General features: G+C 70.2%; 15 protein-coding genes. 11 read left to right on the forward strand and 4 right to left on the reverse strand.

Annotated features, from left to right (window positions below):
• Positions 1–8: 8 nt before the first annotated feature.
• Positions 9–1,106 (reverse strand): mechanosensitive ion channel family protein, encoded by a 1,098-nt coding sequence (locus DY218_RS27000; protein ID WP_128558738.1) that lies wholly within the window; start codon positions 1,104–1,106, stop codon positions 9–11.
• Between the two features lie 99 nt (positions 1,107–1,205).
• On the opposite strand from DY218_RS27000, the gene DY218_RS27005 reads away from it, so the two are divergent.
• Positions 1,206–1,775 carry a dienelactone hydrolase family protein gene (locus tag DY218_RS27005; RefSeq protein ID WP_128558739.1) on the forward strand — a complete coding sequence of 190 codons (570 nt, stop codon included), beginning with the start codon at positions 1,206–1,208 and terminating at the stop codon, positions 1,773–1,775.
• Between the two features lie 18 nt (positions 1,776–1,793).
• Here the strand turns inward: DY218_RS27005 and DY218_RS27010 are convergent, their stop codons facing one another.
• The 3 genes from DY218_RS27010 to DY218_RS27020 form a co-directional block, all read right to left on the reverse strand.
• Positions 1,794–3,317, reverse strand: coding sequence for a serine/threonine-protein kinase (locus DY218_RS27010; protein ID WP_128558822.1), 1,524 nt, complete (start codon positions 3,315–3,317; stop codon positions 1,794–1,796).
• 184 nt (positions 3,318–3,501) lie between these two features.
• A complete protein-coding gene (locus DY218_RS27015; protein WP_128558740.1) occupies positions 3,502–5,139 on the reverse strand; it encodes an alkaline phosphatase D family protein in 1,638 nt (545 codons plus the stop codon).
• Between the two features lie 11 nt (positions 5,140–5,150).
• Positions 5,151–5,465, reverse strand: a complete 315-nt coding sequence (locus DY218_RS27020; protein ID WP_128558741.1) for a helix-turn-helix domain-containing protein — start codon at positions 5,463–5,465, stop codon at positions 5,151–5,153.
• Between the two features lie 192 nt (positions 5,466–5,657).
• Here DY218_RS27020 and DY218_RS27025 point away from each other — a divergent pair, with 192 nt between their 5' ends.
• From DY218_RS27025 to DY218_RS27060, 10 genes are all read left to right on the forward strand, one after another.
• A complete protein-coding gene (locus DY218_RS27025; RefSeq protein WP_128558742.1) occupies positions 5,658–6,809 on the forward strand; it encodes a hypothetical protein in 1,152 nt (383 codons plus the stop codon).
• Entirely contained in the window at positions 6,806–7,069 is a 264-nt protein-coding gene (locus DY218_RS27030; protein WP_128558743.1) for a hypothetical protein, read from the forward strand. Before DY218_RS27025 ends, DY218_RS27030 begins: the two co-directional genes overlap by 4 nt.
• Entirely contained in the window at positions 7,066–7,257 is a 192-nt protein-coding gene (locus DY218_RS27035; RefSeq protein ID WP_128558744.1) for a hypothetical protein, read from the forward strand. Before DY218_RS27030 ends, DY218_RS27035 begins: the two co-directional genes overlap by 4 nt.
• The gene (locus tag DY218_RS27040; RefSeq protein ID WP_128558745.1) at positions 7,254–7,493 is read left to right on the forward strand and encodes a hypothetical protein; all 240 of its coding nucleotides are present in this window, start codon (positions 7,254–7,256) and stop codon (positions 7,491–7,493) included. Before DY218_RS27035 ends, DY218_RS27040 begins: the two co-directional genes overlap by 4 nt.
• A 613-nt stretch (positions 7,494–8,106) precedes the next feature.
• On the forward strand, positions 8,107–8,673 hold the full coding sequence (locus DY218_RS27045; protein WP_128558746.1) for a hypothetical protein: 567 nt from the start codon (positions 8,107–8,109) through the stop codon (positions 8,671–8,673).
• 2 nt (positions 8,674–8,675) lie between these two features.
• Complete coding sequence (locus DY218_RS27050) at positions 8,676–9,125, forward strand: hypothetical protein (protein ID WP_128558747.1); 450 nt, start codon at positions 8,676–8,678, stop codon at positions 9,123–9,125.
• A 3-nt stretch (positions 9,126–9,128) separates the two neighbouring features.
• Positions 9,129–9,281, forward strand: coding sequence for a hypothetical protein (locus DY218_RS34350; protein WP_158574124.1), 153 nt, complete (start codon positions 9,129–9,131; stop codon positions 9,279–9,281).
• Positions 9,278–9,637: a DUF6083 domain-containing protein gene (locus DY218_RS35915; protein ID WP_407703691.1), complete on the forward strand. Its 360-nt coding sequence runs from the start codon at positions 9,278–9,280 to the stop codon at positions 9,635–9,637. Before DY218_RS34350 ends, DY218_RS35915 begins: the two co-directional genes overlap by 4 nt.
• A gap of 390 nt (positions 9,638–10,027) precedes the next feature.
• Positions 10,028–10,588: a hypothetical protein gene (locus DY218_RS27055; RefSeq protein WP_128558748.1), complete on the forward strand. Its 561-nt coding sequence runs from the start codon at positions 10,028–10,030 to the stop codon at positions 10,586–10,588.
• Between the two features lie 310 nt (positions 10,589–10,898).
• Positions 10,899–11,399: a hypothetical protein gene (locus tag DY218_RS27060; RefSeq protein ID WP_128558749.1), complete on the forward strand. Its 501-nt coding sequence runs from the start codon at positions 10,899–10,901 to the stop codon at positions 11,397–11,399.
• The last annotated feature ends 13 nt before the right edge of the window (positions 11,400–11,412 follow it).

An 11,412-nucleotide genomic window follows, 5' to 3' on the forward strand; every position in this document is an offset into this window, starting at 1 on the left:
GCGGCGGGTCAGCCCCGGCCGGTGCGTCCCACGTCCCCGCCGGAGGGCGTCTCCTCCTCGTGGAAGCGGCTCGGCGGAGGCGCGGCCTCGGCCGTGGTCACCCGCGGCAGGGCGTACGGGTGCTCGTGGGCCAGCCAGGCAAGGAGCTGTTCGCGCACCGTCACCCGCACCGTCCAGATGTCGTCCGCGTCCTTCGCGGTGACGACCGCCCGTACCTCCATCGTGGTCGGTGTGGTGTCGGTGACCGCGATGCCCCAGTCCCGGCCGTCCCAGGCCTTGCAGTCGTGCAGGATCTCGCGGAGCTTCTCGCGCATCTGCGGCACCGGGGCGCTGTGGTCCAGCTGCAGAAAGACCGTGCCGGTCATCTGCGCGCCGCCGCGCGACCAGTTCTCGAACGGCTTGCTGGTGAAGTACGACACCGGCATGGTGATCCGCCGGTCGTCCCAGGTGCGCACCGTGAGGAAGGTCAGGGTGATCTCGTCGATGGTGCCCCATTCGCCGTCCACCACCACGGTGTCGCCGAGCCGCACCATGTCGCCGAAGGCGATCTGGAATCCGGCGAAGAGATTGCCGAGTGTGGACTGCGCGGCGATGCCCGCGACGATGCCGACCAGACCGGCCGAGGCGAGCATCGAGGTGCCGACGGTGCGCATCGCGGGGAAGGTGAGCAGCATCGAGGCCACCGCGACCGTGCCCACCACGGCGGTCACCACCCGCTGGATCAGGGTGACCTGGGTCCGCACCCGGCGCACCCGGGCCGGATCGCGGCTGGTGGCCGCGTAGCGCGCGTAGGCGGACTCCACCACGGCGGTCGCGATCCGCACCACGAGCCAGGCGGCGGAGGCGATCAGGACGAGGGTGAGGAGCCGGCCGACGGCGACCTCCTGCTCGTCGAACCACTTCGTCTGCCGATACGTCCCTCTGAGCAGGGACGTGATCAGCAGGACCTGCAACGGCACGCGGCAGCGGCGCAGCAGGCTCCACAGCGGGGTCTCCTGGTGCCGCTCGGCGGTGCGGCGGAGCAGCCGGTCCACCAGCAATCCGATGACCAGGGTGAGCAGGACCGAGCCACCGACGACGAACAGGGGGCGCAGTACGTTCTCCATGCGCCCGACCGTACTTGGCCCGGAGCGTCCTGCCAGGAGGGGGTGTCGGGACGAACTCCCGGACCCTCACAGGAGTCCCGCGCCTGGCACGATGGACCCATGAACATCATCCTTTTCCACTCGTCCCGCGGCCTCGGCCCCGCCGTGCACGCGGCGGCCGACCGGTTGCGGGCCGCGGGGCACGAGGTGCACGTGCCGGATCTGTACGAAGGACGGACCGCGGAGACCGTCGAGGAGGGGATGCGGATCAAGGACGAGATCGGCACCGACGAACTGCTCCGGCGCGCGGTCGCGGCCGCGGCACCGCACTCGAACGACGGGCTCGTCTACGCCGGGTTCTCTCTCGGCGGTTCGCTCGCCCAGAATCTGGCGCTCGCCGACGACAAGGCCCGCGGGCTGCTCCTGCTGCACGGCACCTCCGACATCGCCGACGACGCCTCGGTCGACGAGCTGCCCGTACAGCTGCATGTCGCCGATCCGGACCCCTTCGAGCCGGACGACTGGCTGAATGCCTGGTACCTGCGCATGGGGCGGGCCGGCGCGGACGTGGAGGTCTACCGCTACCGCGGGGCCGGCCACCTCTACACCCACCCCGAACTCTCCGACTACGACGCGGAGGCGGCCGAGGAGACGTGGAAGCTGGCGCTCGGGTTCCTGGGCTCCCTGTAGGGGGTTGTCATGGGGACACTACTGGCGTGAGCAGGTCCCTGACGGGTTCCCCGCGGGCGGCCGGCACAGCAGGTCGAAGTCGTCCTTGTCGTCGCTCAGATAGCGGCCGACACAGGTGTTGGGGCTGGTCCTGCCGTGCTCGGCGCAGTAGCGAAGGGCGGCCCTTCCGTCGGTGAACGGCCCCGGGGCGTAGATCACCCAGTACCCCGGCCGCAGCGAGGCGTAGTTGTCGCTGCGGACGTACAGGGCGTCCGGCACGTCCTTGCGTACTGCGGCGAGGCGCCGGTCACGGGCCGCGGTGCCCGAGGACACGGACTCCGAGAAGAGTTGGGCGATCCAGGCGCCGGAGGCGGGCGGTCGTTCGGACGGCGTCGGCGTCGGCTCGGGGCGGCTGGTCGAGGTCTCCGGGGTCGGTTTCTCGGGGGACTTGGACTCCGGGCTCGGTTTCTTCGAGGCGCTCGGGTCCTTCGAGGCGGTGGCGTCCGGGTCCCGGTCGCCGGTCGGCCCGCCGGAGCCGCCCACGTCGTTCTTGTCGCCGCCCGTGTCGCGCAGTACGAACACCAGGGCGGTGGCCGCCACCATCGCGACGGCGACCGCGAGCACCGCCACGATCACCGGCGACCGGCTCCGGCGCGGGGTCACTTGAGGCACGGGAGACTGCGCGGGGTACGGCGTGCCGGGGTGCGGGCTGTCGAGCTGGGTCGGGGGCGGCGGCGCGGGCGCCGGGTACCGCGGGCCCGGCGGGGGCAGCAGGCCGGTCCTGGTGGGCTCCGACCAGGTGGGCGCGACGCCCGACTCGGCCTCGGCGAGCAGCCCGTCGAGCCGCGCGGCGTCCGGGCGCGCGGCCGGGTCCCGTACCAGCAGCGCCTGCAGTACGGGCGCGAGCGGGCCCGAGCGCACCGGCGGCGGTACGGGCTCGTCGAGCACCGCCGCGAGGGTCGCGAGCGGGGTGCCGCGGCGCAGCGGACTGTGGCCCTCCACCGCGACGTAGAGGACCAGGCCGAGTGACCACAGGTCCGAGGCCGGGTCGTTGTCGACGCCGCGGATCCGCTCCGGCGCGATGAACTCGGGGGAGCCGATGAGGTCGCCGGTCGCCGTCAGGGAGGTGGAGCCCTGCAGCGCGGCGATGCCGAAGTCGGTGAGGACCGCGCTGCCGTCCGCCCTGAGCATCACGTTCGCCGGCTTCACGTCCCGGTGCTGGATGCCTGCGGCATGCGCTGCGCGCAGCGCGGCGAGCACCTGGCGGCCGGTCCTTGCCGCCTCCTGAGAAGTCAACGGGCCCTGGTCCAGGCGGTCCTGGAGCGTGTCGCCCGGCAGCAGCTCCATCACCAGCCAAGGGTGCGGATCCTCGGCGGTGTCGACGATCTGGTGGATCGTGACCACGTGCGGGTGGCTGATCCGGGCCAGGGCGCGCGCCTCGCGCAGTACCCGCTCCCGCAGCGTCGCCCCGGACTCGGCCGCCGCCGGATCGGGCGGCCTGACCTCCTTGAGGGCGACCTCACGGTGCAGCACCGTGTCCAGGGCCCGCCACACCGTGCCCATACCGCCGCTGCCGAGCCGTTCGATCAGCTCGAAGCGGCCGCCGTCGACCAGTCTCCGGCCGCCTGCTGCTCCGGCGCCCCCGTTGCCGTTCACTCTGCCCCGCCTCGCGATGTCGCAGTGCTGCGCCCCGGCCGGACAGCTGCCCGGCCGGGGCCCGGAGTCGCCTCCGGCTTACGCTCGCGAGTCAGCCTACGGGCTGCTCCACGCGCTCCACACGCTGTGTGCCGGTGAGAGTGCGGTACGAGCGCGACCACGCCGAACTCGCCCCTGGATCGGCCTTGTCGGACACCGCGAAGTAATCCATCTGCGTGCGCTCCGCGGTGACGTCGAGGACGCCGTAGCCGTGTGCGTCCATGTCGAGCCACTTCACATGGCGGTTGGCGGCCTTGATCGCGGCCACCGCGACGGGGGAGAGGCTGCCCGGGGCGACGTGCAGGATGTCGTCCAGATTGTCCGAGGTCACCGAGGTCACCACGAACTCCGTGGCCGCGGAGTCCGACAGGGGATACGTGGCGGCCTTCACCGGCACGTCGTTGGCCCACGCCATGTGGATGTCGCCGGTGAGGAAGACGGTGTCCTTGATGGCGTGGTCGGTGAGGTGTGCGAGCAGCTCGCGGCGGTCGTCCGTGTAGCCGTCCCACTGGTCGACGTTGATCGCCAGACCGCCCTTGGGCAGCCCGAGCAACTCGCCGATCGGGCCGAGCAGATGGGCCGGCACCGAACCGAACGCCACCGGCGAGATCATCACCGAGGTGCCCACCAGCTTCCAGCGCGCCTCGGACTTGGCCAGGCCCTGCTTGAGCCAGTCCAGTTGGGCGCGGCCGGTCAGTGTGCGGTCCGGGTCGTCCACGTCGCCGTTGCCGATGCTGCTCTGTTCGGAGCGGAAGGAGCGCAGGTCGAGCAGGTGCAGATCGGCCAGAGTGCCGTAGCGGATCCTGCGGTACACGGTGCCCTCGGTGGCGGGCCGGACCGGCATCCACTCGAAGTAGGCCTGTTTCGCCGCCTCCCGGCGGGCCGCCCAGTCGCCCTCATCGCCGGGGGTGTGGTTCTCGGCGCCGCCCGACCAGGCGTCGTTGGCGAACTCGTGGTCGTCCCAGATCGCGATCACCGGGTGGCGGGCGTGCAGGGCCTGCAGATCGGTGTCCGTCTTGTAATTGCCGTGCCGGGTGCGGTAGTCGGCGAGGCTGACGATCTCGTGCTTCGGCTCGTGCGCGCGGACCGTGTACTCGGCCGCCGGATACTCGCCGTTGCGGTACTCGTAGATGTAGTCACCGAGGTGCAGAACCGCGTCCAGATCGCCGCGCGCGGCGAGATGACGGTACGCGGAGAAGTAGCCGGACTCCCAGTTGGCGCAGGACACCACGCCGAAGCGGACGCCCGGGGCCGCGGCCTCGAGTCCGGGTGTGGTCCGGGTGCGGCCCACTGCGGAGACGACGCCGTCCGCGGTGAAGCGGAAGTGGTAGTCGCTCGCCGGGCGCAGACCGCGCACATCCGCCTTGACGGTGTGGTCGGTCGCCGCCTTCGCGACCGTACTGCCGCTGGTCACCACGCGGTTGAACGCGGCGTCCTCCGCGACCTCCCAGGTCACCTTCACATCGGACCCCTTGCCCGAGCCCGGCACCGCGTCCGGGGTGGGGGTGACACGGGTCCACAGGAGCACCCCGTCGGGCAGCGGATCGCCGGAGGCGACCCCGTGCAGGAACGCGGGTCCTGCGTCGGCGGCCCGGGCGAGCGGGGCGGCGACGAGCGGGATCGCCGCGGCGGCGGTGGCGGCCTTGAGGGCCGTACGGCGGCTGGGAGTTGAGAAGTCTCGACTGGTCACGGGCGGTCATATTACTTACGGGTAACGCCGATCAAGCCCTGACCTGCGGTTTCTTCAAGGCGCTTTCGCACTCCGTCCGGGTCGATCTCGTCGAGCCATTCGCCGGCGCCGTCCACCATGCGGCCAGGCTCCACGCCGAACAATTCGGCCAGGGCGTAGGCCTCGTCCAGGTTGAAGCGGACCCGGCCTCCCAGCTTCTGGGCCATGGCGTCACGGCTGATCCCCATGTAGGCGCCCATCTCCGCCTGACTGCACTTGCCGGCCTTCGCGGCCATCTTCACCGAGAGCGCGAATCGGGCCGCTCCCCGCTGCCGAGTTGTTGTCATACGAGCATCCTAGCGGCTTCGTCTATATCTGTATGGCCGTCAGCATAGCGCATGTGTAGCTCAGCTCCATACTCGTGTTAGCGTTTCGGCCATGCCCAGTTCACAGCTGCGGCGCCCCCTGGCGGCGCCTGCCCTCACGCTCCCGAGCGCCTTCACCTGGCGTGCCGGATCTGCAGCGCTGGGTGATGTCCGGTGAGTGGGGTGAATCCCGAGTCGTCGTACCGGGCCGAGTGGCAGCGCCGGATGCGCGCCGAGTGCCTGCACTTCGTCGACCGCGCCCGGAAGACCCGCAAGCCGGCCGCGCACCGCAAGGCGATCGCGGATGTCTTCGGTGTCGCCCTGTGGTGTTCCACCTACGCCAACCCCGACGGCACCCGTGCGTTCCCGGAGGTCGCGACGCTCGCCGCCCTGACCGGCATGAGCGAGGAGCGCACCCGCAACTGCCTCAAGGTCGCACTGCTCGCCGGCGCGATGTCCCGGAAGCGGCGCAAGTACACCAGCAGCGAGTACCGCCTGGACGCCGTGGTCGGACCCGTCGGGGCCTTGCCGGTCGAGCGGCACCTGCACCTGGTCACCGAGACCCGCAGCAAGGACCGTCACCTGAAGCAGAAGGCCCTCGACGCTGAGCAGGCCGCGCACGAGCGCGCCGCCCAGGACATCGAGAACCGCGTGCGCGCACGCACTTCTGAACCCCAGGAACCCGTGCCCGCACGCGACTCTGACGAGTCAGAAACCCGTGCGCGTCGGGGTTCCTCGATTCCAGAAACCCGTGCGCGCACGCCCCAGAAACCCGTGCGCGCACGCATCGAGAAACCCGTGCGCGCCGGGGGGGTACAGATACCGGATACAGGTCCCCCTACAGATCTGGGGGGCGAGACGGTCTTTCAGCCTGAGGTGAGTAGGGGCGCGGCCCCCGCGAACGACGAGATCCCCGCCAACCCGGACGACGTGGTGCGCGAGATCGCAGCCATCGACGTGTGGCTGGCCGAGCACCAGTGCAGTGGCGGCTGCGCGGACGACGCCGCGGTCTACCGCCGCCGGTACGTCCTCGAACGCACCCTGCACGCGCTACGCCCGCACCGGCGCGGCCGAGCCAGTGAGCAGCACGCGGTAGCGCTCCTCGCAGCCGTCCCGCCAGCCCGCGCTCCAGAGACCGACCGGGAACGTGCCCGCACGCTCGCGGAGGACGCCGTACGCACCCACGCCGTGGAGCTGCGCGACCACCGCCGCCACTGCCGCACCTGCTGGACCCAGCAGACCTGCCCGGAGGCCTCCGTCATCGAAGCCGACCGCAACGCCGCCGCGCACCGCGCCATGGATGCAGCCCGAAAGGAAACCGCATGACCTTCCCCATCCCCGAAGACAAGATCGGTGCCCTGCCCGCCGATCCCGGCCCGGGTGAGCACCTGTGGACCGTGATCGTCATGCACCGCGTCAGCGACGAGACGATCCGCGCCTTCAACCGCGCCGAAAAGGCGCCCTCGGGCCTCTTCGATGGCGACAGCCTCATGAGCATCCAAGGTCCCGGCTGCTACAAGTGCGAGCAGCCGTACGACCGATCGATGGCGATCCGCCCGTGCACCGGAACGCTGGATCTTCAGTGACCAGCGAGCCAGACCGCGAAGCCACGATGGTGGCCATCGACGGCCGCGACGCCCTGGCGTTCGTCATCATCCGCCCCGCAGACGACGGGAAAATCTCCGTCGAAGCCGCGGCCAAGGCCCTGTCCAAACACGAAGCGGCACGAGTCCTGCGGCACGTCGCCGCCCTGTGGGACGAGGAAGACCAATGACCGATCCCGACACCCCATCGGACTGCGAGCACGTCTACGAGATCCACACCCGCGGCGGCCATCCGCTGCACATCCGCACCTGCGCCATCTGCCACCTCGTCGACTGGGCCGACCTCGACCAACAGGCCGACGAGATCTTCGACACCGGCTGGGAACTCGGCGCCGCCCACGCCACCACCGCCGTCCTGAGTGAAACGCGCCGCGGCCGGCGCTGGCCCTGGAGCCGAAACCGATGACGACCAGGAGCCCGCTCGACCTGCGCCCTGGCGAACCGTGGGACGTCACCTGCCACGCCTGCCCCGTCCCCGTACAAGGCGGCTGGATAGGCCTGCGCGAGCACTACACCGTCTGCCACCCCGACCGCCGGCCACCGCGAATACCCCGACCACGAACCGCACCGTGCACCACCGCCCGGCCGCCGATCCCTCAACGGTCCGCCCAGCCCAGCCTCTTCGACCTCGATGAGCCAGAAAGGCCGCCCCCATCGTGAGTACCCCGGAGAAATGGGCGCGCGTCACCCGCGCCCTCACCGACGTAGAACCCGCCAGGCAGGCCTGGACCGACCATCCTGGGCCCGACACCGGCCGCGCTCTCCACGACGCCCTCACCGACGCAGCAGCAGCCGTCCACGCCCTCTACAACCCCAACCGGCACCCCACCGAGACCGGCTGCACCCGCCACCCCACAGGGCCAGTCGACCGCGCCGGCATCGACTCAGGCGAAGGACCCTGCCTGCGCTGTAACCAGGAACGCCGCCGCGCCCGCGCCGTCGCGGACGGATCCGCCGGCCGTCGCCTCATGGACGGCATCCCGCCCCAGCCCCACCGCGACTGAACCAGGAGGCCGCCCGTGAGCCGCCACAAGCCGAACAAGCCCCGCCGCGAGCGCCCCGCACCGGAGCGTGACTCCGTGTGGGTCGAGTCCGACGTCACCAGCGACGGCGTCTACGTCGTAGCCGTGCGCTACGGCATGGACTGCGTCCGCTCCCTGAACCGCAGCGAGGCGTACGACCACGCCGGTGCGGTCCTGGCCGCAGCGCAGCGCGCCGAGCACGACTGCGCCGTGGCACGGCAGTTGATGAAAATCACCGGCCTTGCCCTGGATGAGGTAGCCCTCATGATCAGGGAACTCCGGGCAGACCGTCCGCCGCTCGACGCTGCAGCTCTCGCGCCCCTGTGGCTCGAGCCCGGCATCAACCAGGAGACCCGGCCGTTCCTCGTTCTGCACGCCGACGGACAGCAGGTCGGCCAGTGGACCGTCGGCGACGCCCGGCAGCACGCCCTGTACGTCCTGGAGGCCCTGGAGGCCGCAGACCTGGATGCCGCCTACCTGCGCTACCTCGTCGGGAAGATCGGCATCGACGACAACCGGGCCCGCCAAGCCATCGGCGACCTCGCCAACTATCGGCAGAGGTGATCATGGGACTCCACATCGCCCGCTACACCTGCCCGGTCTGCCAGGGCGAACCCCACGCGAGCGCCTGCCTCTACTGCCACCGCAGCGGCCTCACCGACGACGTCGAAGGCTGGGACCCCGAGGACTACACCGAAGCCCCGCGGCCACCGGCCGTGATGCGCTCGCCGTGCGGGGACTGCGCGTTCCGAACCGGGAGTCCCGAGCAGGAGACCGACTACGAACTGAACGCCCTGCGCAGCCGGGAGCGGGTCTTCTACTGCCACCACGGCATGCCCCTGATCGACGGCTCGTACCAGCCCGTCGCCGAACTGGACGGCGTCCCGGTCGGGTACATGGTGTGCGCCGGCTGGTGGGCGTCCGTCACCGGCGCAGCCCCGCCGGCCACGCCGTACCGGGAATCCCCGGCCGAGCGGCGGCAGGCCTCCACCCCGACGCCACCCCAGGAGCAGTGACGCGTGCGCATCTTCTACGACACCGAGTTCCACGAGAACGGCAGCACCATCGGCCTCCTGGTGCGCGCGCAGGCCTTGGACCAGGTCGGCGGCGCAGAGTGCGACGCGCCGCCTGCCACGGAGACCGACGTCGTGCGCCAGGCCGAGACGTCGTGACGGGGCCGGCCGCCGACTCCCCCGACGGGCAGGCCCGGGTCCGGCAAGGCCGGTGCAGGTTCGAACGCTGCCCGGCCTGCGGCACACCGACCCACGTTCACCCCGGCATCGATGGCCGCGAGATCGCTCTGCAGCCCGGAAACCATCCTGCCGGGCTGCTGCCTCCCCGAAACTTGCGGCATCTTTCGCACGGCATCGTCTACCCGGGCGCCGACCCGCGCGAGTACGGCACCGCGCGGATCGAGCACGTGAGCATCTGTTTGTCCCTGCCACGCCCGGCCCATCCTGTCCTCGCAGAGCTGTGGCGCGCCCTCTCGCTGCGCGCGGCATGCGAGCGGAACGCGAACCGTCGGTGACCGCCGGGCGCAAGTTCCGGCAACTTCCGTCCACGAGTCGTCAACTCGTTTGATTTACACCAGGCTCTCCGTTGTCAGCTCCGGATGCCGAGTGCCTGCCGCGGCACGCGCGGGGCGGGCGCAATGGTCCACCCTGGCTCACCTCCCGTGAGCCAGTTCAGGTAAGGACGACGACGGATCCTGAGTCCCGTGGTCTACTCCCGAAGTGCACGCGGTCGGTGAATGTTCTACAAACTCTCGGACTTTCTGTACATGAACTCACGACCCCTTTTTTGGGTGAAGCATGGCCGCGCAGTGCACGGATGCGCACTGAAGCGCGCAAGAGTCGTGTGTCACCACAGTGCAACTTTGCAAAGTGGGGCACTTGCACTTCGAGGAGGTTCTCACGCCATGGCCCAACGCATGGCCGTCGCGGCAGGGAGCGACACCGATCAACTACTGCGCTGCCTGCTGAATATCAACGCACACCACGACAGCGACCGGATGCTGCTGCCGGTCACCGCGTACGTACTCGACTGGGAGGCACTCGAAACCATCCCGTCCGGCGGCATGGTCACCGGACGGCTCCACCCCAGTGCCGAGCAACTCACTGATCTGGCACAGCTCGACGCCCACACCAGCCACACCGTCCCGACGTCTCTCGAACTTGCCGAGAACACGGCGTACGCCGACCGGAAGAACGGACGCGTCGGCGCAGCCCTGGTCCTGGAGATCGACGACGGCGCGCTCGTCGGCCTAGGGGAGGGCCCGGCCCGGCAGGTGTTCGCGGTCGACTACGGCGGGACCGTTGCAACTCTTCTGAAACCGTCGAGCGGAGAGATGTCATGGTTCATCCAGCCCCCTGCGGAGCCTGGATACGGTGACCCCCCAGCTGGGGTCGACTATCTCTCTATTGGTTCTCAGGTACTGTCGCTAGCCCTTTCGTACGTACACCAGGACGTCAACGACTGAGTCGCATTCATTGTTCGACCCGGGTCCCCGCCAGGCTAATTGGCGGGGACCCGGTCGTTTCACCCAACACTTTCCGGCTGAGAGCGCTCCCTGGTACCCCGAAGGCGATACCCGATAGAGACAAACCTTCGATAGAGAGTTGACGCTCCGTCATCTGATCCTGCCTGCATTCGCCGGGTGTGTAGGGCGATCAGGCTCGCTCCCGCGGCAGCGCCATCTGCCATCCCGCCTCGCACACCACGCACGGCGAAGGTTCGCGGCACGCACCGGACGCGCGAACCGATAGGCACGTGCGAACATTTGGCGTGTTATGCCCGCATCGAAAGCGAAACAGGCCGAGGTCGCCCTGCGCCGAAGCAAGGCGATCCGCATGCGCCTGTCCGGCGCCGACTACGAGACCATCGCCACCGACCTCGGCTACGCCTCCCGCGGCGCCGCCTGCACCGACATCTCCCGCGCCCTGAAGACCTGGCGCGAACAGGAGCAGCAGGACGCCGAAGAGTTGGTCCAGGTCGAATCACTGCGCCTGGAGCACCTCCAGGCCGCCCTGTGGCCGGCAGCGCTCGCCGGTGAGATCAAGGCCGTCGAGGCCAGCCTGAAGATCATGGACCGTCGCGCGCGGCTCCTCGGCCTCGACCGCCCCGGCAAGGTCGCCGTCGAAGGCGTCCCCGGCGGCGCACCGATCGCGCTGGCCGGCCCCATGGGGGAGGCCGAGCGCCTCGCTGAACTCCAAGCCGTCGTCGCCCAGATCGCCCCCGACGCGGGCGCCCTGGCGGACATCGACCCCGTCGACCTCGAAGGCGATCAGTAGCCTGAGCATCCAG

The organism is Streptomyces triticagri (assembly GCF_003429565.1).
Lineage (GTDB): Bacteria > Actinomycetota > Actinomycetes > Streptomycetales > Streptomycetaceae > Streptomyces > Streptomyces triticagri.